We start from the raw sequence: 23,454 nt of genomic DNA on the forward strand, positions 1-23,454 counted from the left end.
CTTTTCTGGAAAGTCTTTACTGGGCAACGACTTTCTTACTCATTGACATGGTTTCCATGGCATTGAGTTCAAACAGGACTTCTTCTGCCCAGGTTAACCATGCTTCTTTGCGAAGAATGTTGCGGCGCAGTGTCAGTCGCTCCAAACGGCCTTCTCGGGTCAGTAGTGCAGAGTCAGCGTACTGGCTTCGCTCTATGTCCCTGTATTGGCTTAGCTGCAAGCGGCTTTCGTCCATCAATGCATGCATATGCTCGATCATTGGTGCTGGGTCGAAAATGCTGCAGGTTAGTAGTTTTGCAGATACTTCATCGCGGTCGGTTGGGTGTTTTGCAGGCATCAAGAACCACTCATAAAGGCTCTGTCTACCAATGTCCGTGATGGAGTAGACCTTTCTGTCAGGTTTGCCATCCTGTGGTTCTAAACGACAACTCACTGCGCCCATATCGGCCAGTTTATTGAGTTCGCGATAGACTTGTTGGTGGCTGGCTTTCCAGAAGTGCCCGATAGCGTTAGAAAACTCTTTGGTTATATCATAACCAGTTGCGTCGCGGTGGCTAAGCACCGTGAGTATTACGTGCGGTAGTGACATCTCTTCTATCCAAAATCTTAAAAGGCGATCCTTAGCCCTGGGATGCCGCTCTTTGGCGAATTTATTTTCCACAACACTGGGCGGATCGACACGTTTTTCGTTGCCAACCATACATAGCTTCTTGCCAACAATGCACCAAAAAAAAATCGTGGTGCGAAAAGCGCTGTACAGTGACACTTAAACGGTTATTTATACTTCGGTGTTTTGCCTATACCTTTGTCACGATAACGTCACGAACAGGCAAGAAAACATATTAATAACATTATCAACGCAACAACAATCGAAAAAGGCTCCCCAAAAATAAAAAAGGCTGCAACATGGCAGCCTTTCTTAATTTTGAATCAATTTCTCATTTATCCAGTGTTGCGCATACCTGCTGCGATACCGGCGATGGTCACCATCAGTGCTTCATCGAGCTCAGTGTTTTCTTCTTCTGTCGCACGCGTTCGGCACAGAAGCTCTGCCTGAAGCATGTTCAGTGGTTCAACATAGATATTACGCAGGCGGATGGACTCCGCACCCCAAGGGTTTTGCTCCATCAGGTGATCGCTGTTTTCTACCATCAGCACGGCTTTGATGTCCTGCGCCAAACGGTCTCGCAGTTCATCACCCAGTCGCCATAGTGACTCATCCACCAGTTTCTCGTCATAGTACTGAGAAATCGAAGGGCTGGTCTTGGTGAAGACCATTTCCAGCATACCCAGACGTGTAGAGAAAAATGGCCATTCGCGGCACATCTCTTCAAGATTCTTTAGGTGGCCATTGTCGATGGAGAATTGAATAGCTTGGCCGGCACCCAACCACGCTGGCAGCAGCAAACGGTTTTGGCTCCATGCGAAAATCCATGGGATGGCGCGAAGGCTCTCTACGCCGCCATTCGGGTTACGTTTAGATGGGCGCGAGCCCAATGGCAGTTTGCCCAGTTCCAACTCTGGTGTTGTCGCTCGGAAATAAGGAACAAAGTCTTCGTGACCACGAACGACGCCACGGTAAGCCTCACAGGAAACTTCACTCAGCGTTTCCATCAGGTCGCGCCATTCCTGCTTAGGTGCAGGTGGTGGCAGCAAGTTCGCTTCCAAGATTGCGCTGGCGTAAAGATTTAAGCTCTGAATGGCCACATCCGGCAGACCCAGTTTGAAGCGGATCATCTCGCCCTGCTCGGTCACTCGCAGACCGCCTTTCAGGCTACGAGGTGGCTGGGACAGCAGTGCAGCGTGCGCAGGCGCACCACCACGACCAATAGAGCCACCGCGACCGTGGAACAGCACCAGATCGACACCTGCTTCTTCACAGAGCTCTACCAGTTGCTCCATGGCTTTATATTGGGCCCAACCTGCCGCCATCACACCCGCGTCTTTGGCGGAGTCTGAGTAGCCAATCATGACCATCTGGAAATTTTGGATAAAGCCGCGGTACCAGTCGATGCTCAGCAGTTGGCTGATCACTGACTTGGCATTGTTGAGGTCTTCCAGAGTTTCAAACAGCGGACACACGTCCATGCGGAACGGACAGCCAGCTTCTTTCAGAAGAAGGTGAACCGCCAGCACATCAGACGCTGTGCGTGCCATGGAGATGACATAGGCACCCAGCGCTTCACGAGGCTGCTGTGCAACGATACGGCAGGTATCCAGCACTTCCTGCACTTCATCAGAAGGCTCCCAGTCACGTGGCAGTAAAGGACGCTTAGAGCTCAGTTCACGGATCAGGAACGCTTGCTTGTCCTGCTCGCTCCACTGGCTGTAGTCGCCCATGCCCAATGTGCGGGTCACTTCAGACAGCACATTCGCGTGGCGGGTGCTTTCCTGACGGATATCCAGCTTAATGAGGTTAACACCGAAGGTGCGGATACGGCGCAGCGTATCAAGCAGCAGGCCATCAGCGATGATGCCCATGCCACATTCATGCAACGACTGGTAGCAGGCGTGCAGCGGTGTCCACAATTGGTCAACGTTGGTCAGAATGTCTTTTTCATCGCTACGGCGGCCGTGGATTTGGGCGTCCAGGTGATCCAGGGTATTGGTCAGTGTTTGACGCAGTGATTTCAGGATAGCACGGTAAGGTTCGTGCTCATCACCGGCCATTGCGCGAACCATCTCATTACAGCGGGTCATCGACAGCTCGCTGATGAGCTCCTGAATGTCGCCGAGATAAAGGTCAGCCGCTTTCCAGCGGGACAACAGCAGCACTTCACGGGTGACTTCTGATGTCACGAATGGGTTTCCGTCGCGGTCACCGCCCATCCAGCTCGAGATCTGGATTGGCGATGCTTCAACTGTCAGGCCGCGGCCAAGGTGGCGCTTCATCTTTTGGTCAAATTGACGCAGGAATTCCGGTACGGCTTGCCACAGGCTGTTTTCAATCACGGCATAACCCCATTTGGCTTCATCAAGCGGGGTTGGGCGTTGCTTACGGATAACGTCAGAGTGCCACGCCTGAGCAATCAGTTGCTCCAGACGCAGTTCTGCTTTATCACGCTCGCTGGAAGAGAGGTCGCCAAGTTCAAGTTTGGACAAACATTTGTTGATTTGAACCAGCTTATGAATGGTAGTACGACGCGCGATTTCCGTCGGGTGTGCTGTCAGCACCAGTTCGATCTTCAGGTCATCGACGGCTTTATCACGCTCACCGTCAGACACATCTGCGTTTTGCAGTCGCATAAACAGATCGTCCAGTGAGTCAGGATTACATACCTGCTCTTCACAGTGGCGAGAAACAGAATGGTACTGTTCAGCGATATTGGTGAGGTTGAGGAACTGGCTGAATGCGCGCGCTACAGGAAGTAGTTGGTCATTCGGCAGGCTTTGTAGCACATCGATCAGCTTGGCGTGATCATCTTTATTACCCGCAGAAGCGGATTTAGAGAGCTGACGGATCTCTTCTACTTTGGCCAGCAATTCTTCACCGTGGGCACCTTTGATGGTGTTGCCCAGAAGGTGACCGAGCATGCTGACATTGCTCTTTAGAGCGTCATACTTGTCATTCATAGTGCGTCCGTTTCGTAACTTTGTTACATCCAAATTGCAATCGTAATGGCTCAATCTAGCCAATGAGTGGCATAAAGGTCAATCACCCACCGTATTATTTCACCGCATTTTTTTGTCTATCCCTTGAGCAATAAGGCATTGCGGAAGTTGTAACAAAATTACATTTAAAGCACAGGGTTTAGGCAAAAACGCCAGCCTGTCGCAGGTGGGTGACTTTATTTTAAACAGACTGTTGACATTAGTCATTTATCACGCTAAAAAGCACATATAAATTCATTTAAAATGAATAAACAATTATAATTCGCCAAAAAAAGCTCATGGAAGCAGCGAAAAGGTACGATACGAATATGGATAAGTTCTCAAACTCCCTTCTCCAGCGACGACGCCGACGTTAAAAACGTTGGGCGTATCTGCCCCTCCTGCAGCTGAGCGAGCTGAATGTTTCATCATTCTACCCAAAGAAATAAACGGACTTTTCATGTTAAAGACAGTGATTGTCGGTGCAAGTGGATACACAGGTGCCGAGCTGACCAAAATGGTATTTCTTCATCCTGAGCTTGAGCTTTCAGGATTGTATGTCTCTGAAAACAGTGTGGATGCGAACAAATCTATCGGTGATTTGCACGGTGCACTGAAAGGTCTGGTAGACCTTCCACTTCAGCCTCTTAAAGATGTCAGTGCTGTCGCGAAATCTGCGGATGTCGTGTTGCTGGCAACGGCGCATGAAGTCAGTCACAACATTGCACCAACCTTCCTAGCTGAAGGCTGCAAGGTCTTTGATTTGTCTGGCGCATTCCGCGTTCAATCTGACAGCTTCTATACCGACTACTACGGCTTCGAGCACCAATATGGCGAGTGGCTGGAAAAAGCGGTTTATGGTCTGGCGGAATGGAACGAAGCAGATATTGCAAAAGCCGATTTGGTTGCAGTGCCGGGTTGTTACCCAACTGCGTCACAGCTGGCGTTGAAGCCACTGCTCGATGCAGGACTTATCGACACCCAACAATGGCCGGTGATCAATGCGGTAAGCGGTGTGTCTGGTGCGGGTCGCAAAGCGTCTATGACCAACAGCTTCTGCGAAGTTAGCCTCCATGCTTACGGTGTATTCACCCACCGTCACCAACCGGAAATTTCTACTCACTTGGGTTGTGATGTGATTTTTATACCGCATCTTGGCAACTTTAAGCGCGGCATTCTCGCGACCATTACGGCCAAACTGGCAGAAGGCGTCAGTGAAGTTCAGGTAACAGAAGCGCTGGAAAAAGCTTACGAAAACAAAACTTTGGTTCGTCCATTGGGCGCGGGTCAAAGTGCGAAGCTGCAATCTGTTCAAAACACCGGATTTTGCGATATTGGCTGGTCTGTGAAAGGTCAACACGTGATTCTGACGTCAGCCATCGATAACTTGCTGAAAGGTGCCGCCAGTCAGGCGATGCAGTGCATAAACATTCGCTTTGGATTCTCGCCGCTCACGGCGATTGTGTAGGAGAGTGGCAATGAGTTTACGTCCTTTGGTAGTCAAACTGGGTGGTGCAGCGCTGTCTTGCACAGAGACTCTGAATAAATTATTCGCGTCAATCAGCCAGTATCAGGCTTCTGCGCATCGCCAATTGGTGATTGTTCACGGTGGTGGCTACCTCGTTGATGACTTGATGAATGCGCTGAATCTGAAAGTGGAGAAAAAGCAGGGTTTGCGAGTCACTCCAAAAGAACAGATCAATGTGGTCGCGGGTGCGCTGGCGGGTACGGCCAATAAACTGCTGCAGGGCGAGGCAATCAAATGTGGCATTAACGCAGTTGGTCTGAGTCTGGCTGACGGCGGTTTATGTAAAGTGACCCAACTTGACCCTGAGCTTGGCAATGTGGGTAAGGCAACACCGGGCGATTCGTCCGTCGTACAAGCGATTTTGTCAGCAGGTGCAGTGCCCATCATCAGCTCTATCGGTATTGATGCTGAAGGCGAACTGATGAACGTGAATGCGGATCAGGCGGCAGTGGCAGTCGCGGCTGCGTTGGATGCTGAACTGGTTCTGCTTTCAGACGTGAGTGGCGTTCTCAATGGCAAAGGCAAACTCATGTCAACGCTTGATGAGAAATTAGCAGATGAATTAATTGAAAGCGGCGTGATCACTGACGGCATGATCGTCAAAGTGAAAGCGGCGTTTGAAGCGGCAAACGCGTTGGGGCGTCCTATTCAGGTCGCGAGCTGGCGTTACCCCGAGAAGCTCGCTGAGATGTTCGGCGGCAGCAATATCGGCACCCGTTTCACCGTATAAAAAACACAGAATTTATTAGTCGTTACCGCCTGTACTGACCGTCAGAGCGGTGAACATGGAGAAGTTAAAATGAGCGATATCAAAAAGGTAGTACTAGCATACTCTGGCGGTCTGGATACGTCTGCGATCATTCCTTGGCTGAAAGAGAACTATGACTGTGAAGTCGTGGCATTCGTTGCCGATGTGGGCCAGGGCGAAGAAGAGCTGGTTGGCATTGAAGAGAAAGCGATCGCTTCAGGTGCGTCAGCGTGTTACATCGCTGATCTGAAAGAAGAGATGGTCGCAGACTACATCTACCCAAGCCTGAAAACCGGTGCAGTTTACGAAGGTAAATACCTGCTGGGTACGTCAATGGCACGTCCAATCATCGCAAAAGCACAAGTGGAATGTGCGCTGGAAGTTGGCGCAGATGCACTGTGTCACGGTTGTACCGGTAAAGGGAATGACCAGGTGCGTTTCGAAAGCGCGTTTGCTGCGCTGGCACCACAACTGAAAGTGATAGCACCTTGGCGTGAGTGGGACCTGCGTTCTCGTGAAGCCCTGCTGGATTACCTGGCAGAGCGCAACATCCCTTGTACTGCAAGCCTTGAGAAAATCTACAGCCGTGATGCAAACGCATGGCACATCTCTACCGAAGGTGGCGTACTGGAAGATACCTGGAACCAGCCAAACGAACTTTGCTGGGTATGGACTGTGGACCCAGAGCAGGCACCTGACCAGTCTGAAACCGTTTCTCTGTTGATTGAGAAAGGCGAAGTAGTAGCGGTTGACGGTGAGCGTATGAGCCCATACCAAGTGCTGACCACGCTGAATGAGAAAGGCGCGCGTCATGGTGTAGGCCGTGTCGATATCGTTGAAAACCGTCTGGTCGGCATGAAGTCCCGCGGCTGTTACGAAACTCCGGGCGGCACCATCATGATGGAAGCCCTGCGTGGTGTTGAGCAGCTGGTTCTGGACAAAGATTGCTACGAATACCGTGAAGAGATTGGCCTGAAAGCATCTCACCTTATCTATGATGGCCGTTGGTTCACGCCGCTGTGTAAGTCACTTCTGGCGGCAGCAGAATCACTGGCTGAGCCAGTAAGTGGTGAAGTAGTAGTGAAACTGTACAAAGGACAGGCTACAGTAGTGCAGAAGCGCTCGCTCAACAGCCTGTACTCCGAAGAATTCGCGACTTTCGGTGAAGATGACGTATACGACCACAGCCATGCTGGTGGCTTTATCCGTCTCTACTCGCTGTCGAGCCGTATTCGTGCGCTGAACGAGAAAAAACAAAAATAAACAGCAGCTGGAAGCAATAGAGTTTTAAGGAGAAGTAAGTATGGCGTTATGGGGCGGAAGGTTTAGTCAGGCAGCAGACACGCGGTTCAAGCAGTTTAACGATTCGTTGCGTTTTGACTATCGCCTCGCGGAGCAGGACATCGTAGGTTCAATTGCCTGGTCAAAGGCACTGCGCTCAGTGGGCGTATTGTCTGAGATTGAGCAGCAACGCCTCGAGCTTGCACTGAATGAAATCAAGCTGGCTGTGATGGAAGATCCAGAGCAGATCCTGCGCTCTGACGCTGAAGACATTCACAGTTGGGTGGAGCAGCAACTGATTGCCAAAGTGGGCGATCTGGGCAAAAAGCTGCACACCGGTCGTTCACGTAACGATCAGGTCGCCACTGACCTTAAGCTTTGGTGTCGTCAGCAGGGTCAACAACTTCTCCTTGCACTCGATAAACTGCAAAACCAGATGGTAAAAGTCGCGGCAGAAAACCAGAACACGGTTCTGCCGGGCTATACCCACCTTCAACGTGCCCAGCCAGTGACATTTGCACACTGGTGTCTGGCTTACGTTGAAATGTTCGAGCGTGACTACTCGCGCCTGAGTGATGCACTGAACCGCTTGGATACCTGCCCATTGGGCTCAGGTGCTCTGGCAGGTACGGCGTATCCGATTGATCGTGAAGCACTGGCTCACAGTCTGGGTTTCCGCCGTGCAACCCGCAACAGCCTGGATTCGGTTTCTGACCGTGACCATGTGATGGAGCTGATGTCTGTGGCATCGGTGTCTATGCTTCACCTGTCGCGCATGGCAGAAGATCTGATTTTCTACAACTCTGGCGAGTCCAACTTTGTTGAGCTTGCAGACGCTGTGACATCAGGTTCATCCCTGATGCCACAAAAGAAAAACCCGGACGCGCTTGAGCTTATCCGTGGTAAGACGGGCCGCGTTTACGGCGCTATGTCTGCGATGATGATGACAGTGAAAGCACTGCCGCTCGCCTACAACAAAGACATGCAGGAAGACAAAGAAGGGCTATTCGACGCGCTCGACACCTGGTTTGACTGTATTGAGATGGCTGCGCTTTGTTTTGATGGCATCAAAATCAACAAAGACCGCACGCTGGAAGCGGCGATGCAAGGTTATTCCAACGCGACGGAGCTTGCGGATTATCTGGTTGCCAAAGGCATTCCTTTCCGTGAAGCGCACCATATCGTGGGCGTGGCTGTGGTCGCCGCCATTGAAAAAGGTTGTGCGCTGGAAGAGCTTTCTCTTGATGACATGAAGCAGTTCTCGCCAGTGATTGACGAGGATGTTTATCCCATCCTCACCATCGAATCCTGCCTTGAAAAGCGTTGTGCGCTGGGTGGCGTGGCGCCGAATCAGGTGGAATATGCCATTAGTCAGGCAGAAAAGCGTTTGGAAAAACGTTACTCGCCAAGCGTGAAAGTGCGTGGCGCGCGTCTTACTGACCTCGATGCGATTGAAGGCATGGTGGTTTACTGGGCGGGACTGGGTGAAAACCTGCCGCGTGAACGTAATGAACTGGTTCGTGATATTGGTTCGTTTGCGGTTGCGGAGCATCAGGGTGAAGTGACAGGTTGTGCGTCGCTCTACGTTTATGACTCGGGCCTTGCGGAAGTGCGCTCTTTGGGCGTAGAAGCAGGCTGGCAGAACCAAGGGCAGGGCAGCGCGATAGTTCAGCATCTGCTGAAAAAAGCGAGCGGCATGGCCATCAAGAAAGTGTTTGTGCTGACCCGCGTACCAGAGTTCTTTATGCGTCAGGGCTTTATTCCAACTTCTAAATCTTTGCTGCCTGAAAAGGTGATGAAAGATTGCGACCGCTGTCCACGCCTTCATGCGTGTGATGAAGTGGCGCTGGAGTTTACCTTTGATCAGGACAGGTTGATTGCTAAAGCCAACGTCGCTTAAACAAGCATCGAATGAATAAAAACCGGCTTAGGCCGGTTTTTTGCGTTTTCTAGTCGCTATTTTTTGGGTTCGGGCGCATTCATCCGAAACGGCATCAGAATGAGGTGAAGGGAGAGCAATATGGCGCTGGCACCCGCACCAAAGAGCAAGGTGATGGACTCTATCGATGTCGGTGTATCGCTGAACCCGATAAACCATATCGGCCACAGCACCAGATTCATCACAGCAAGTTGAATCATGCAACGTTTGCAACGTCCGAGTTTGGCTCGGATGGTGAGAGAAGCGTCTTTGCAGAAGCGGCAGCTCATGAATAGTAAGCCTTAAAATATCAACTCGTTGCAGCCTACAAAGAAAAAAGCCCTCCGTAAAGGAGGGCAAATCATAAACCGAATCTTGGGGAGAGTCCGGTGTGCAAGTAAAGGGATTAACTTGTTATTGGAATCTTTTTAACAGCCTGGACCACAATCCAAGCAGTGTTTGATCATTTCAGGACCTAAGTGCAGTTTGGCGTTCAGGTCACGCAGTGCAGTACGCACACCTTCTTCAATCACCGGGTGATAGAAAGGCATATCCAGCATCTGTGAAATGGTCATTTTGTTTTGGTGTGCCCAAGCCAGCAGGTGCGCCAGATGTTCTGCGTTCGGGCCCATCATCTCTGCACCAAGGAAGCGACCGGTACCCTGCTCACCGTAAACGTGCAGCACACCTTTGTTTCGTAACATGACACGTGAGCGGCCTTGACCTTCAAACGACACAACACCGGTTTCGAAACAGCCACAGGTGCCAAGACGTGCGGTGATTTCTTTGTAGGTTTCACCCACCATGGCAATTTGTGGATCAGAGAACACTGCAGCGATTTTGCTTCGGCGCAGACCCGCACGGATATCTGGGAATCGACCTGCGTTATCACCGGCGATTCGGCCCTGATCCGCTGCTTCGTGAAGCAATGGGATCTGGTTGCTCGCATCTCCTGAGATAAAAATCGACGCGACACTGGTTTGCATGGTGTATGGGTCAGCCGTTGGTACACCGCGTGCATCCAATTCCATGCCAGTATTTTCAATGTCCAGCTTGTCGACGTTAGGGCGACGGCCGGTGGCTGCCAGCACGTAGTCCACTTCCATACGCTGTTCCTGACCTTGTTTGTCGAGGTAACGGATATGGACTTTTTCGCCTTCGCGCACCATTTCTTCGACTTTAGCGTCAGCGTCCAGATAGAACTCTTCGTTGAAGGCTTTATCTGCGTAAGCCATTACTGTTGGGTCAGTTAAAGGACCTACCTGACCGCCAACACCGAAGACTTTGACTTTCACGCCAAGGCGATGCAATGACTGACCAAGCTCAAGACCGATAACGCCCGGACCAAATACCGCGACAGACTCTGGCAAATCATCCCAATCGAATACGTCATCGTTCACAATCAGACGGTCACCCAAATCATTCCAAGGTGCCGGCCAAGTTGGGCGTGAGCCCGTCGCAATGACAATGCGTTTTGCTTCAATGCGGGTGTGGTCGTCTACGATGAGAGTGTTATCGTCAACAAACTTGGCGTAACCGCTGATTTTGTCTTCTGCCGGGATTTCATCAACACCTTCGAGAACAAAGCCAACGAAACGGTCGCGTTCGCGTTTCACACGATCCATCACCTCGCGGCCATTAATTTTAATTTCACCTTGAGGATGCACGCCAAAACCCGGCGCTTTTTCGATGTGGTGAACAGCTTCTGCAGCTGCAATCAGAAGTTTCGATGGCATACAGCCAACGCGCGCACAGGTCGTGCCATAAGGACCGCCTTCGATGATCACAACATTGTCGGTGTGTGCTTTGGCTGCGCGGTAGGCACCCAGCCCCGCGGTACCTCCACCAATGACGGCGACATCTACATTCAAGGTTTTCATTATTATTCTCCAGGTAAATCCGGTTACAAGCTTTAGGATTAAGTAGGGCAGCCTAAGCTGCCCTGTTCGGTGTTATGCGAAGTATGCTTCCAGCTCGTCGCTTCCACCGATGTGCTTACCGCCAATGAATACTTGTGGCACTGTAGCGCGGCCGCATACTGCACGCAGGCTCACAGTGGTAGCATCCTGACCCAGCACAATCTCTTCAAACTGTAGCTTGTTATCGATCAGCGTTTGTTTCGCTTTCGCACAGAAAGGACAACCTGGTTTGCTGAATACCGTAATTGATTCTTGCAGTTTATGGTTTGGTGCAATGTAACCAAGCATAGTGTCTGCATCAGAAACCTTGAACGGGTCGCCTGGCTCGTTTGGTTCGATGAACATCTTCTCTACCACGCCGTCTTTTACCAGCATGCTGTAGCGCCATGAACGCTCGCCAAAGCCCAAATCGTCTTTCGCTACTGCCATACCCATGCCACGGGTAAACTCAGCATTGCCGTCTGGGATGAAAGTGATGTTTTCTGCTTCCTGGTCTGCTTTCCAAGCGTTCATCACGAACGTATCGTTGACAGACACACAAAGAATGTCATCAACACCGTGCTCTTGGAACACTGAGTACAGCTCGTTGTAGCGAGGCAGGTGTGTTGAAGAACACGTCGGAGTGAAAGCACCTGGCAGGCTGAATACAACAACCGTTTTACCGGCAAACAGCTCGTCAGTGGTCACGTTAACCCACTCATCACCCTTGCGAGTTGGGAAGGTAACGCTTGGTACTTTCTGACCTTCTTTGTTAATAAATTCCATGGTAATACCCCTTAAATACATTTTGTTTTTCAGTTCTTTAATCCGGTGTTCCCGGTTGATGTGTTTATATTAGGGCGAAAGGGGTAGATAGTTCTAATTGATTGGGTTTATCATTTTAATAAGTAAAATCTATCAAAGAGGTTTGGTGTGAATATTCGCGATCTCGAATATCTGGTGGCTCTGTCTGAGCACCAGCACTTCAGAAAGGCAGCGGAAGCCTGTTTTGTCAGCCAGCCAACATTGAGCGGCCAGATCCGCAAGTTGGAAGATGAATTGGGTGTGGTGCTGCTGGAGCGCACCAGCCGAAAAGTGCTGTTCACTGATGCTGGCATGCAGCTTGTCCGTCAAGCACAAAAAATCCTGATGGAAGTGAAAGTGCTGGAAGAGATGGCAAGTCAGCAAGGCGAAGAAATGGCGGGGCCGCTGCACATTGGGTTTATTCCGACTGTCGGCCCATATCTGCTTCCCCATATTGTGCCAGCGCTGAAAGAGGCATTCCCAGAGCTTGAACTTTTCCTTCACGAAGCACAGACCCATCAACTTGTGCAGCAGTTGGAAGAGGGGAAACTGGACTGCATTATTCTGGCATCCGTTAAAGAAACTGAGCACTTTAAGGAAATCCCACTGTATCTTGAGCCGATGTTGCTGGCGTTACCGGAAGATCACAAGTGGTCAAAGGCTGAAGCCGTGCCGATGGATGACCTTCGTGGCGAAACATTGTTGATGTTGGCAGATGGGCACTGTCTTCGCGATCAGGCAATGGGCTTTTGTTTTGCGGCGGGCGCGAAGGAAGACTCGCGTTTCCGTGCGACCAGTCTGGAGACCCTTCGAAACATGGTGGCCGCTGAGACGGGGATCACTCTGCTGCCGAAGCTGTCTGTCCCTGAGAGTATGCAGCGTGATGGTGTGGTATATGTAAAAGCTGTGGATCCAGAGCCCCAACGCTTGATCACTTTGGACTACCGTCCGGGTTCGCCACTGCGGGCGCGCTATGAAAAACTGGCGAAAGTCATTGCTGATGTCATGGGAAAAGTCTGTAATCCGATAGGCTAAACCCAACCGGTTACGCAGAAAAAACAAAGGCGCCGATGGGCGCCTTTGTGGTTTCTTGAGTACTTAGAAAAGCTCTTCACCTTCCGACTCGTAAATATTTCCACTGCTGGCCGCAGAGGATACATAGTCAGTTGGCTCGGTGCCCTTCTCAAAGTATTCGAACATTGAGCTTGCATCGTTTTTGCGTGTCAGCAAACCGGTATCACGGTCAATGCGCACTTTTACGATGTCGGCGGGAACTTCTTTGCGTTGCTCTGGTACATCAACCAGCGCATCAACCATAAAGTCTATCCAGGCGGGTTGCGCGGTTTTTGCCCCCGCTTCCGCACCGGAGATCTGGGAGTTATCCAGGTTCGCGTTGCGGGAAGTTCGGCCGAGCTCACGTGAGTGGTCATCGAAACCAACCCATACTGTTGCGACCATGCCTGGCGCAAAGCCGCTGTACCATGCATCTTTGGAATCGTTGGTGGTGCCCGTCTTACCCCCGATATCACGGCGGTTAAGCGGTTTCTGCGCGCGCCAGCCGGTACCGTTCCAGCCAGTGCCTTGACGCCAGTCGCCGCCACCCCAGATGTTCGCTTCCATCATTTCGCGGGTCAGGAAGGCATTCTGTTCACTGATGACTTGTGGTGCGAACTCTGGCTCGTTTTCCATTGCTGCGGTTTCATCCAGCAGGTTTTCCTCTTCCATCAGGTTATCGGAGCTGAGTTTAGACGCATTGCTGTCGCAGTTATCGCGGCAGATAGTTTGTGGATGTGCGGTGAAAAGCAGCTGTCCAAACGGGTCTTCAACCTTGCTGATAAAATATGGCTTGAGGTAGTAACCGCCGTTAGCAAACACGCTGAAGCCTTGTGCTACTTGCATTGGTGTCAGGCTACCTGCACCCAAAGCCAGGGTTTCAGAACGCGGCAGTTCTTCATGTTTGAAGCCAAAGCGGGTTAGGAAGTCGATGGTCTCATCCAAGCCAACTTTTCGCAGCACACGAACCGCCATCACGTTTTTAGAGGTTGCCAGACCAATGCGTGCACGGGTTGGACCAATGTAGGTTGGTGGTGAGTTTTTCGGACGCCACGCTGTACCTTGGCTTGAGTCCCATTTGTTGATGGGAGCGTCATTGATCAAGGTTGCGAGTGTCATTCCCTGGTCCAATGCTGCCGAGTAGATAAATGGCTTGATAGCAGAGCCTACCTGACGGACGGACTGGGTGGCACGGTTAAATTTACTGTGAACGAAGTTAAAACCACCGACCAATGCTTTGATTGCCCCGTTTTCCGGTGACATGGCTACCATGGCGGTGTTGGCGTCCGGCACTTGACTCAGGTTCCATGCGTCATTGACCTTGCGTACCCAGATTTGCTCACCCACAGCCAGAATATCTGCGGCCTGTTTCGGGGCAGTGCCTTGACGGGTGTCGGTTTTGTAGCGACGCGCCCACTTCATGCCATCCCAAGGCAGAGAAACTGTCTTGCCGTCTTGCAGCTCCACCTCAGCCGTTTTCCCTTCTACTTTGATGACAACTGCCGGGTTGAGCACACCATAGGTGGGTTGCTTTTTCAGGTGGTTAGCAATCTTTTCTGAATCCCAAGGTTCAGCGCCGTCTTTCCAAAGTGTTGCGACCGCACCTCGGTAACCGTGGCGTTCGTCGTAGGACAACAGGTTGTTGATGGCGGCTTTTTCAGCGGCATTCTGTAGACGTGAATCGAGCGTGGTATAAACCTTCATGCCGGATTCATAAACGTCTTCACCGTATTTCTCTACCGCCCATGCGCGCGCCATTTCTGCCATATAAGGTGCGTTCAGTTCGATTTCTGCGCCATGGTAGCGGGAAACAATCGGCTCGTTTCTCGCTTGTTCGTACTCAGAACGGGTGACATAGCCTTCATCCAGCATACGTTTCAGCACCACGTTACGGCGGTTAGTCGCACGCTCTACCGAGTAAATCGGGTTCATGGTTGACGGCGCTTTAGGCATACCGGCAAGGGTAGCGAGTTCGCTCAGCGTCAGGTCTTTCAAGTCTTTACCAAAGTAAACACGTGCTGCGGCACCAAAGCCATACGAACGATAACCAAGGAAAATCTTGTTGACGTAAAGCTCCATGATTTCCTGTTTCGTCAACAATTGCTCGATGTGGATCGCGATAAATATCTCTTTGATTTTACGCATGATCTTCTTTTCGTTAGAAAGGAAGAAATTACGAGCTAACTGTTGGGTGATAGTACTTGCACCCTGTTTGGCGCTGCCCGACATGGCGACCACGATCGCAGCACGGGTGATACCGATTGGGTCGATACCTGGGTGATCGTAGAAACGGCTGTCTTCTGTGGCGATCAGCGCATCAATCAAATCTTGTGGGATGTCGTCATAAGTTACTGGAATACGACGTTTTTCACCAAACTGGGAAATCAGTTTGCCGTCTGCGCTGTACACCTGCATCGGAGTTTGCAGTTCAACATCCTTGAGTGTGGCAACATCTGGCAATTCCGGTTTTACGTAAACGTAAAAACCAAAAATTGTACCCACTCCAAGTAATATGCAAATTATTGCAAGGATAAGCAGTCGCTTAATGAACTTCACTTGATATTTCCCGTAAGTTTTCAGTCGAGTCGTTCAAACCATTAGTGCTCGTAGTATAAAGAGAACTGAACAAAAAATAACGAACCTGCGGAGAGAACTTTCAAAAAAGTTACTTGATGCTGACTTTTAAGAAGGTGGCATTTCAAATGTTTGCTGGAAAAACGGCTATGGGGATCGATGTTGGCACACATTCTATTCGTGCTGCGATGATCCAAAAACGTGGCAAAGCATTAAGGCTTCAGGCTCTCGTTGTAGCACCGCGACAATCCTCCTCTCTCAATGACACCCTAAAGTTGGTTAAGAAGCAACTTCGCAAAGCCTGTGGTGTACCTTGGAACTGGCCACAAGCTCAGATCATGGGCGTCCCTCAAAGCAGTGTGGCGATGAAGCGATTCCCGATAGCACTCGATATTCCGGAGCATGAGCAATACGTTCAGGTAGGCCTCCAGCTTAGTGAGAGCTTGGGGATGCCGATGGATGAACTGCTCTATGATTACCGCCCTCTGCCGGAAAGTGATGGGGTGGAGGTCTATGCCTGCCGCAAGCCCATGCTCAAAGAAACCCTTTCCGGTCTTGAATCTGCTGGCTTTTCGCTTTCAGTGATTGAGCTTCAAACCCATGCTCTGATGCGTCTCTATAAACAGCATATGACTGCCCGGCCGGATGTCGGCGCTTCGCTGATGGTGGATGTCGGCACAGAGCGTCTTCAGATTTGTTTGGGTGACACCAAAGACGGCCATTTCTACCGAGAGTTGCCAGTACCCTTTGATCAAGGTGAGCAGAGCGCCGAGGATCTTCGGGAGCAATACACCCAGCAGCTTGCTGAGACCATTCAACGTCAATATCAACTGGCCTCTACCCAGTTGCAGGGAGCCCGTGTATCAACGGTTTGGCTCTCAGGCGATGGGGCGAAAAAGATAGACATCTTTAAACTGGAAAGCGCACTCGGTTGGCGGGTTAGGGCATTGAATCCACTTCAAGGGCTGAGCTATTCGCCAAAGCTTGTCGACAATCTGAATGAATCAGCGGCGGCTTGGTCCACATCGATTGGACTGGCACTGAGGGGAGTGGAAGATGAACGTTAGTATCAACCTCCTCCCTTGGCGTGAAATGCAGCGTCAGGCGACTCGTCGACGCTTTTTCAACAAATCCGTAGTGGTCTTGGTATTGGTTTCCCTTTGCGTCCTTGGTGGTCGTTGGGTTGTTTACAACCAACTCACTCTCCAAGAGGAAAGAAATGCGCGCTTGCAGCAGGAAATCGATGAGCTGAATGCCACTCTCCGGGATTTTGCTAAGCGAGAAGTGGAGCGTGATGAGCTTCATCGCCGCCTGACCCTCGTCAATTCGTTACAAAAGCAGCGCAACAACGCCACCTTGCTTTTCAATCTGTTGCCACAAATTACACCGGATGGGGTGGTGCTCGATAAAGTGTCGATGACCGCAGGTACGGTAACCATTGAAGGACGAAGCCGCGATAACGCGAAACTCGCCAGTCTGTTAGCCCTGCTTGAAGCTGACTCTGGTGCCAAGAACGTGCAGATCCATTCCATTATTAACAACGCAGCGAAATCGTCCCTGATCGCCAAAAACTTTAAGGCGACCTTTGATCTGGCAGATTACATGTCGCTCGAGTTGCCAAAGGAGGAAAGCAATGGCCGCTGATTGGCGTGATTGGGAAATCGATGAAATCCCAGAATGGCCAGCCACAGCACAAAATGTGCTGCTAGGCCTTTTGGCCATTGCGGTGTTGGCCGCCGCTGTTTTCTTTGTCGTCCTCCCTGCAAAGCAAGACGTGGAGCTGGCTAAACAAGATGAAAACCTGCTTCGTACCCAGTTCCGCATCAAGGCTGAGCAAGTGGCTGCGTTGCCAAATGTCGATGAGCAGGTTGAAGAGTTGCAGCGCTTTTACAGTCACCTCACCAAACAATTGCCTGCCGAAGATGAGTTAGCGCTGCTACTTGCTGGTATTAACGATACGGGTCTTCAATACAATCTCAATTTCCAAAAGCTGAACTGGAAACCGGGTCAACACGTTGGCTGGTTGTATCAGGTGCCACTAGATATTGAACTGACGGGTGAATATGCCGACATGGGGGAGTTCTCTGCTGCGCTTGCGCGCATGCCTCGTATCGTGGCTTTACAGGATTTCACACTGTCCCGTGAAAACGAGAAAGTCGACACACTAAGATTCGCGGTGAATGCCCATACCTATCGCTATGAAAAGCAAGAGGAGGTCTCGCAATGAGATACCTGATTGCGACGCTGAGTCTGCTTTTGCTGTCAGGCTGCATGCAGGAGCCGAAAACGCAGGATCTTGAACGTTTTATCGTTCAAACCTATGCCGCTGCCAAGGTCACGGCAACGCCACTTCCCCCTGAGCCGACTTACTTTCCAACACCATTTAACCCTGGCATTGATACTGACCCTTTCGTGCTACCAATTGCCATGGAGGAAGAGCAATTGGTGAAAGGAGACTGTTGGCAGCCGGAAGATCTGCCGGGGAAAGACCCGCTTGAAAGCTATGAACTGTCGTCGCTTGAATTTAAAGGCGTGATTGGTCTGCCGGGAAGCTACTGGGCGTTGGTCTCTACACCGGACAAAAGTATTCACCGAGTCGGTTTGGGGCGCATGCTTGGCAACAACCGTGGGCGTGTCGACAGTATCAGTCAGCACACGCTCTCCATCACAGAACACCTGCCTGACGGACTAGGCTGCTGGCAGGTACGAAACGTTAGATTGGCACTCAACAATAACTAAAAAGGGTAACTCATGATAAGCCTGAGGAAAGGATGCCGGGGTCTGGGAGCAGTTTCCCGCAGCTTGATAGTGATCGTCAGCCTGCTGGCGGCACCTTGGTCGTTCGCGGCCAATCAGCTGCAGCACATCGATGTTAAAGCAGGGGAAAGAGGTAAAACCTTGCTGACACTGACGCTTGAAGATAAGTCAGTGGTCACCAACTTCAATAAGCGCGATGGGGAACTGTCGATAAGCCTGAAAGGCACGTCAGTGGAAGATAATCTGATTGGTGTCAGAAGCCTTCAGGATATGGGTAAAGCAACCGCGAATTTGGAAGTGAAACCCGTCGATGATGATGTTGAACTCAATGTTTCCACCGAAGGGCATTTCGGTTACGACTACTATCAGACGGGCAATGTATTGACGGTAGAGATTTTCCCGTTTGCCTCACTGCCTTCGAAAGAAAAGTCCGCCGCTGCAAAGAACCAGAAAAACAAGAACATCTCCATTAACTTTCAGGATATCCCTGTGCGTTCAGTACTTCAGATGGTGGCAGAGCACAATGGGTTTAACCTGGTGGTGTCAGACACGGTACAGGGAAGCCTGACACTGCGCCTTGACGATGTGCCTTGGCAAAAAGCCTTGCAGACTATCTTAAACGTGAAAGGGTTGGATAAACGCCAGATGGGCAACATTCTGCTCGTTGCACCTAAAGCTGAGCTGGATGAGCAGGAACGTTTGGTACTTGAAAAACGCCGTCAGGAACGTGAGTTGGCATCGCTACGCTCTGAGGTGATTCAAATCAAATACGCCAATGCTGTCGACCTAAAAGACATGTTGGGCGGCGGTAGCGGCGGAGAAGGTGAGGATGAAGGGATCAGTCTGTTGTCTGAGCGTGGCAGCCTAGCTGTCGATCCGCGAACTAACTCACTCGTGATCAAAGATTTGGCCGACAATATTGACGTGGTCAAATCCCTGATCGAATCGTTGGATGTGCCTGTCGACCAGGTGGAAATCGAAGCGCGTATTGTGACAGTGGACGAAGGCACGCTGGATGAAATTGGTGTGCGTTGGGGGGTTGTAAACAGAAACGGTTCATTCACACAAGGTGGGTCTATTGAGGGCAACCTCGGCTGGGAGAATGGCCTTGGCTTTGATACAGATAGCGGTGACTTCCTCAACATTAGCAATTTAGATGGTGTTGAATCGTCGACGGGTAACATCGATGACTTCTTGAATGTTAACTTGGCAGCGACCAGCCCTAACGCTGCGAGCATTGCCTTCCAAGTAGCAAGCTTGGGTAAAGATTTGCTTTTGGACCTTGAACTGTCAGCCCTTCAGGCTGAATCCAAAGCTGAAATCATTTCCAGTCCGCGCCTTTTGACCACCAACAAACGCCCAGCTTACATTGAACAGGGTACCGAACTGCCATACTTGGAAGCTTCTTCTAGCGGTGCAGCAGCAGTGTCGTTTAAAAAAGCGGTACTGAGTTTATCGGTGACACCACAAATCACGCCGGATAACAAATTGGTGCTCGATCTTCAGGTCACCCAGGATAAACCGGCAGGCACGGTCAAAGCCGGTACAGGTGAGGCAATGGCGATTAACACCCAGCGAATTGGTACTCAGGTATTGGTAAATGATGGAGAAACGGTTGTGCTGGGGGGAATTTACCAGCATGAGATGATGGAAGGCGTGGATAAGGTGCCATTGTTGGGGGACATTCCAGGTCTTGGTCAACTCTTTCGTCGTAACTACGAAACCATGGGTAAACGTGAGCTATTGATCTTCGTTACGCCTAGGATTATGACGCAATGAATTGAAGTAATTCATTGAATTAGCTTGTTTATTGATCGTTATATGTAGTGAGGGTTGGAATCCACATTCGTGTGAATTTCTGCCCTTTTCTTGTCCTTTTGGTCGTCAATCGGGAATTTAAAGGCGAAGCGAAACGTATTTTAAGTTGCCAAACGCCCAGTCGACCTGAGATAATTTTTGGTCTGATCACGAATATACTGTGAGGAATTTGGCGCCTCGGGCTTTCTGATAGCGAGCCTGCGGGCGGTGTTGTTTTCATTAACCGCGCGTAAACTGCTTAAAATGGCTGAAAAACGAAATATCTTTCTTGTAGGTCCAATGGGGGCTGGCAAAAGCACAATTGGTCGACACCTGGCACAACAACTACACATGGAATTTTTCGACTCTGACACTGTGATCGAAGAGCGCACAGGTGCAGACATTGCATGGGTTTTCGATGTTGAAGGTGAAGAGGGATTCCGCGTTCGCGAAGAGAACGTCATCAACGACCTGACAGAAAAACAAGGTATCGTTCTGGCAACCGGTGGTGGTTCAATTAAGAGCCGTGAAAGCCGTAACCGTTTGTCTGCTCGTGGTATCGTGGTTTATCTGGAAACCACCATTGAGAAACAACTGGCGCGTACTCAACGCGATAAAAAGCGTCCTCTGCTGCAAACTGAGCAACCACGTGAAGTGCTGGAAGCACTGGCGGGTGAGCGTAACCCTCTTTATGAAGAGATTGCAGACTATGTGGTACGCACTGATGATCAAAGCGCCAAGGTCGTGGCTAATCAGATCATCGAACTGCTGGAAAATCACTAATCGTTAAAGGAACTCCATGGAAAGGATTGACGTAAGCTTAGGCGACAGAAGTTACCCTATTTCTATCGGTGCAGGATTGCTGTCCGATCCCGCGTATTTTTCTGATGCCCAAGGTCGTCGCGTGGTGGTGGTCTCGAATGACACCGTCGCACCGCTTTATGCGGACCTTCTTATGGAAACCCTGAACAAAGCTGGCGGTGAGCCAGCTTTGTTGACCCTGCCGGATGGCGAGCAATACAAAACTCTCGACACCTTTAACACCATTAATACCTTCCTGCTCGAAGGCAATTACGGCCGTGATGTGCTGATTGTTGCTTTGGGCGGCGGTGTGATTGGTGATGTGGTCGGCTTTGCGGCAGCGTGTTACCAGCGAGGTGTGGACTTTATTCAGGTTCCAACCACTTTGCTTTCCCAAGTAGATTCTTCTGTTGGTGGTAAAACCGCAGTGAATCACCCTCTGGGCAAAAACATGATTGGTGCTTTTTACCAACCTAAAGCCGTTGTCATCGATATCGATGTCATGCAAACCCTGCCTCAACGCGAGTTTGCAGCGGGTATGGCAGAAGTCATCAAATACGGCATCATTGCCGATCCAGAATTCTTCGTTTGGTTAGAAGATAACTACCAGCCACTCAACGCCTTAGAGGCTGAAGCCTTGGTGTATGCGATCAAGCGTTGCTGCCAAATCAAGGCAGATGTGGTGGCAGAAGATGAAAAAGAATCCGGTGTTCGTGCTTTACTGAACCTCGGACATACCTTCGGGCACGCGATAGAAGCGGAAATGGGTTATGGCAACTGGCTACACGGTGAAGCCGTTTCTGCGGGTACTGTCATGGCTGCTGTTACCGCGGTACATCAACAATTGCTGACACAAGAAGATGTTAGCCGTATCACTTCCTTGCTCGAAAAAGCCAATCTCCCCGTGAAAGCACCCGCAACCATGGGCTATGATGCCTTTATTAAACACATGAAACGCGATAAAAAAGTGCTTTCCGGGCAACTACGTTTCGTGCTGCCAACCTCCATTGGTACAGCCGAAGTGGTTGCGAACGTGACTCCTGAAACGCTTGCTGAGGTCATTAAGACACACTAAGCGGGTTTGTATATGACAGGCTCCCATGAAATGATTGCGTTGGATCTGGATAGCCAGATCCAACTTTTATCTAGAATCCAATTTCTTACCCGATTCAGCTCCAACCTTGTTCAGATCACTGGTGAGCCTGGGGCGGGCAAAACGTGGCTCAGCGAACGATACCTCGAAAACTGGGCAAACGAACCCATCCAATCTCTTCTAATCTGTAATCCGAGCCAGCAGGATGCTCAGCATCGTGCCATTATTCTCAGACAAATCGTGCGTGATGGTGTCTTCAACGAGCAAGACTCGATGCTGCAAAGCCTCGATTACATGCTCGAAGGCCGAAGTGTTCACGCTTTGGTCGTGATAGATGACGCGCAGCGCTTGAGTGCCAATCTTATCGCAGAGCTTTGGGCGCTCGTGACCGAAGCGCAGCAGCGTGACAACTGGCAGATTAACATCCTGTTATTTAGCCTGCGTGGCAAGCTCAACAAGTGGCTTCACAAAGTGTCTTATGGCCAGGGTGTGAAACCTTTGGAGTTGGAAATCAGCCCGCTGGCAGACAATGAGCGAGAAATGTTCATTGAAGTCATGATGGTCAGTCGCCAGCTTGATGCTGCCCAACGGCGCGCGCTCAAACAAAAAGCCGCATCATTGCCTTCTTTACCCGGAGCCCTTCGTGGGCTGGAACAGCAGGAGACCACTGCAATGGAAGAAAAGAAACGTCGCTCGCCCCTCCCTTTGATTTTGCTGGTGGTGCTGTTGTTAGTATTGGGTGGTGGCTTGGTGTGGTGGGCATTGAATCCCCAGATGGCATCGGAAGAGACGACTGAGTCTGTTGTGCCGGATGGCGTGAAAGAGCTTTCCGCTATTCTGGATGAAAAAGAAAAGGAAATGGCGGCGCAACAAGGTGAAGATCAAGATGGTGAACAGGCACTGAACAGCAATGCGCAAGTGACAGACGACACTGCGGCCTTGCCGGAGACGCCATCGGTTGAAGGCATGACGGTTGGACGCCGCGATGAAAACCGCCGTATTGTGGTGCCTGATCGCGTGGTAGACGCCATCATTGATGAGCAGGCTGTCGGAGGTGACGGCACGAGCGCGGTTGAAGAACCGCTTATCCCTGAGTTGGTGCCACCTTCTGAAACCACTGTGCGCGTTGAACCCACACAGCCAGAAGCGACAGCAGAGGCTGTGACTGAAGAAGCGGCTGCGGTGGCACCTTTGTCGCCGCCGGCAACCAATGCCGATGTGCCTCTGGCTAATCAGTTGCTATTGACGGTTCCTGAATCGCGCTACGCCCTTCAACTCGCGGCATTGCAATCCAAGCAGGCGGTAAACGAGTTTTTGCAACAATATGCGATTGCTGACCGCGCACTGGTGTACGAAACCCGCCGAAACGGTGAACCATGGTTTATGGTGCTGCTGGGTGACTACCCTTCGGTCACAGAGGCGCGACGTGCAGAATTGCAGCTTCCGGCGAATATTCAGGCGCTGACCCCTTGGGCTAAATCTTTCGTTCAGATCCATAAAGAAATCGGACTGGTTAACTAATCCGCCTTGGTAATGACAAGGCACGAATTTACGCTGATTGATGGTTAAAAATGAGATACAATCCGCCACCTTTCGAGCAGCAGTGGTGGT

19 protein-coding genes are annotated in these 23,454 nt (G+C 50.7%); 13 read left to right on the forward strand and 6 right to left on the reverse strand.

What is annotated here, in order from left to right:
* Positions 1-16: 16 nt before the first annotated feature.
* Both G5S52_RS16700 and ppc read right to left on the reverse strand, forming a co-directional pair.
* Positions 17-589, reverse strand: a complete 573-nt coding sequence (locus tag G5S52_RS16700; protein WP_002535249.1) for a PadR family transcriptional regulator — start codon at positions 587-589, stop codon at positions 17-19.
* A 353-nt stretch (positions 590-942) separates the two neighbouring features.
* Positions 943-3,573 (reverse strand): phosphoenolpyruvate carboxylase, encoded by a 2,631-nt coding sequence (gene ppc / locus G5S52_RS16705; RefSeq protein ID WP_165016086.1) that lies wholly within the window; start codon positions 3,571-3,573, stop codon positions 943-945.
* Between the two features lie 478 nt (positions 3,574-4,051).
* Between ppc and argC the strand changes: the two genes are divergently transcribed.
* The 4 genes from argC (at position 4,052) to argH (ending at position 9,048) form a co-directional block, all read left to right on the forward strand.
* Positions 4,052-5,059, forward strand: a complete 1,008-nt coding sequence (gene argC, locus G5S52_RS16710; protein ID WP_165016089.1) for an N-acetyl-gamma-glutamyl-phosphate reductase — start codon at positions 4,052-4,054, stop codon at positions 5,057-5,059.
* 10 nt (positions 5,060-5,069) lie between these two features.
* Positions 5,070-5,849, forward strand: coding sequence for an acetylglutamate kinase (gene argB / locus G5S52_RS16715; protein ID WP_165016092.1), 780 nt, complete (start codon positions 5,070-5,072; stop codon positions 5,847-5,849).
* Positions 5,850-5,918: 69 nt separating this feature from the next.
* Positions 5,919-7,130: an argininosuccinate synthase gene (locus tag G5S52_RS16720; protein WP_165016126.1), complete on the forward strand. Its 1,212-nt coding sequence runs from the start codon at positions 5,919-5,921 to the stop codon at positions 7,128-7,130.
* Between the two features lie 40 nt (positions 7,131-7,170).
* Positions 7,171-9,048, forward strand: coding sequence for an argininosuccinate lyase (gene argH, locus G5S52_RS16725; RefSeq protein ID WP_046307673.1), 1,878 nt, complete (start codon positions 7,171-7,173; stop codon positions 9,046-9,048).
* Between the two features lie 56 nt (positions 9,049-9,104).
* Here the strand turns inward: argH and G5S52_RS16730 are convergent, their stop codons facing one another.
* The 3 genes from G5S52_RS16730 to G5S52_RS16740 form a co-directional block, all read right to left on the reverse strand.
* Positions 9,105-9,356 carry a DUF3624 domain-containing protein gene (locus tag G5S52_RS16730; protein WP_165016129.1) on the reverse strand — a complete coding sequence of 84 codons (252 nt, stop codon included), beginning with the start codon at positions 9,354-9,356 and terminating at the stop codon, positions 9,105-9,107.
* A gap of 138 nt (positions 9,357-9,494) precedes the next feature.
* Positions 9,495-10,946: a dihydrolipoyl dehydrogenase gene (locus tag G5S52_RS16735; protein WP_165016132.1), complete on the reverse strand. Its 1,452-nt coding sequence runs from the start codon at positions 10,944-10,946 to the stop codon at positions 9,495-9,497.
* A 72-nt stretch (positions 10,947-11,018) separates the two neighbouring features.
* Positions 11,019-11,750 carry a glutathione peroxidase gene (locus G5S52_RS16740; RefSeq protein ID WP_165016135.1) on the reverse strand — a complete coding sequence of 244 codons (732 nt, stop codon included), beginning with the start codon at positions 11,748-11,750 and terminating at the stop codon, positions 11,019-11,021.
* 147 nt (positions 11,751-11,897) lie between these two features.
* Here G5S52_RS16740 and oxyR point away from each other — a divergent pair, with 147 nt between their 5' ends.
* A complete protein-coding gene (oxyR, locus tag G5S52_RS16745; RefSeq protein WP_165016138.1) occupies positions 11,898-12,803 on the forward strand; it encodes a DNA-binding transcriptional regulator OxyR in 906 nt (301 codons plus the stop codon).
* Positions 12,804-12,866: 63 nt separating this feature from the next.
* Here oxyR and G5S52_RS16750 read toward each other — a convergent pair whose 3' ends face one another.
* Entirely contained in the window at positions 12,867-15,377 is a 2,511-nt protein-coding gene (locus tag G5S52_RS16750) for a penicillin-binding protein 1A (protein ID WP_165016141.1), read from the reverse strand.
* Between the two features lie 146 nt (positions 15,378-15,523).
* Between G5S52_RS16750 and pilM the strand changes: the two genes are divergently transcribed.
* The 8 genes from pilM (at position 15,524) to G5S52_RS16790 (ending at position 23,364) form a co-directional block, all read left to right on the forward strand.
* Positions 15,524-16,462, forward strand: coding sequence for a type IV pilus biogenesis protein PilM (pilM, locus tag G5S52_RS16755; RefSeq protein WP_205743945.1), 939 nt, complete (start codon positions 15,524-15,526; stop codon positions 16,460-16,462).
* Positions 16,452-17,039 carry a PilN domain-containing protein gene (locus G5S52_RS16760; RefSeq protein ID WP_165016172.1) on the forward strand — a complete coding sequence of 196 codons (588 nt, stop codon included), beginning with the start codon at positions 16,452-16,454 and terminating at the stop codon, positions 17,037-17,039. The genes pilM and G5S52_RS16760 overlap by 11 nt, the downstream gene beginning before the upstream one ends.
* A complete protein-coding gene (locus G5S52_RS16765) occupies positions 17,029-17,622 on the forward strand; it encodes a type IV pilus inner membrane component PilO (RefSeq protein ID WP_165016174.1) in 594 nt (197 codons plus the stop codon). The genes G5S52_RS16760 and G5S52_RS16765 overlap by 11 nt, the downstream gene beginning before the upstream one ends.
* The gene (locus G5S52_RS16770) at positions 17,619-18,134 is read left to right on the forward strand and encodes a pilus assembly protein PilP (RefSeq protein WP_165016177.1); all 516 of its coding nucleotides are present in this window, start codon (positions 17,619-17,621) and stop codon (positions 18,132-18,134) included. Before G5S52_RS16765 ends, G5S52_RS16770 begins: the two co-directional genes overlap by 4 nt.
* Positions 18,135-18,146: 12 nt before the next feature.
* Complete coding sequence (locus G5S52_RS16775; RefSeq protein WP_235956339.1) at positions 18,147-19,931, forward strand: type IV pilus secretin PilQ; 1,785 nt, start codon at positions 18,147-18,149, stop codon at positions 19,929-19,931.
* 282 nt (positions 19,932-20,213) lie between these two features.
* Complete coding sequence (aroK, locus tag G5S52_RS16780) at positions 20,214-20,732, forward strand: shikimate kinase AroK (RefSeq protein ID WP_039849459.1); 519 nt, start codon at positions 20,214-20,216, stop codon at positions 20,730-20,732.
* Between the two features lie 16 nt (positions 20,733-20,748).
* The gene (gene aroB / locus G5S52_RS16785) at positions 20,749-21,825 is read left to right on the forward strand and encodes a 3-dehydroquinate synthase (protein WP_165016180.1); all 1,077 of its coding nucleotides are present in this window, start codon (positions 20,749-20,751) and stop codon (positions 21,823-21,825) included.
* Between the two features lie 30 nt (positions 21,826-21,855).
* Complete coding sequence (locus G5S52_RS16790) at positions 21,856-23,364, forward strand: AAA family ATPase (RefSeq protein ID WP_165016351.1); 1,509 nt, start codon at positions 21,856-21,858, stop codon at positions 23,362-23,364.
* Positions 23,365-23,454: the final 90 nt, after the last annotated feature.

The organism is Grimontia sedimenti (assembly GCF_011045095.1).
Classification (GTDB): domain Bacteria; phylum Pseudomonadota; class Gammaproteobacteria; order Enterobacterales; family Vibrionaceae; genus Enterovibrio; species Enterovibrio sedimenti.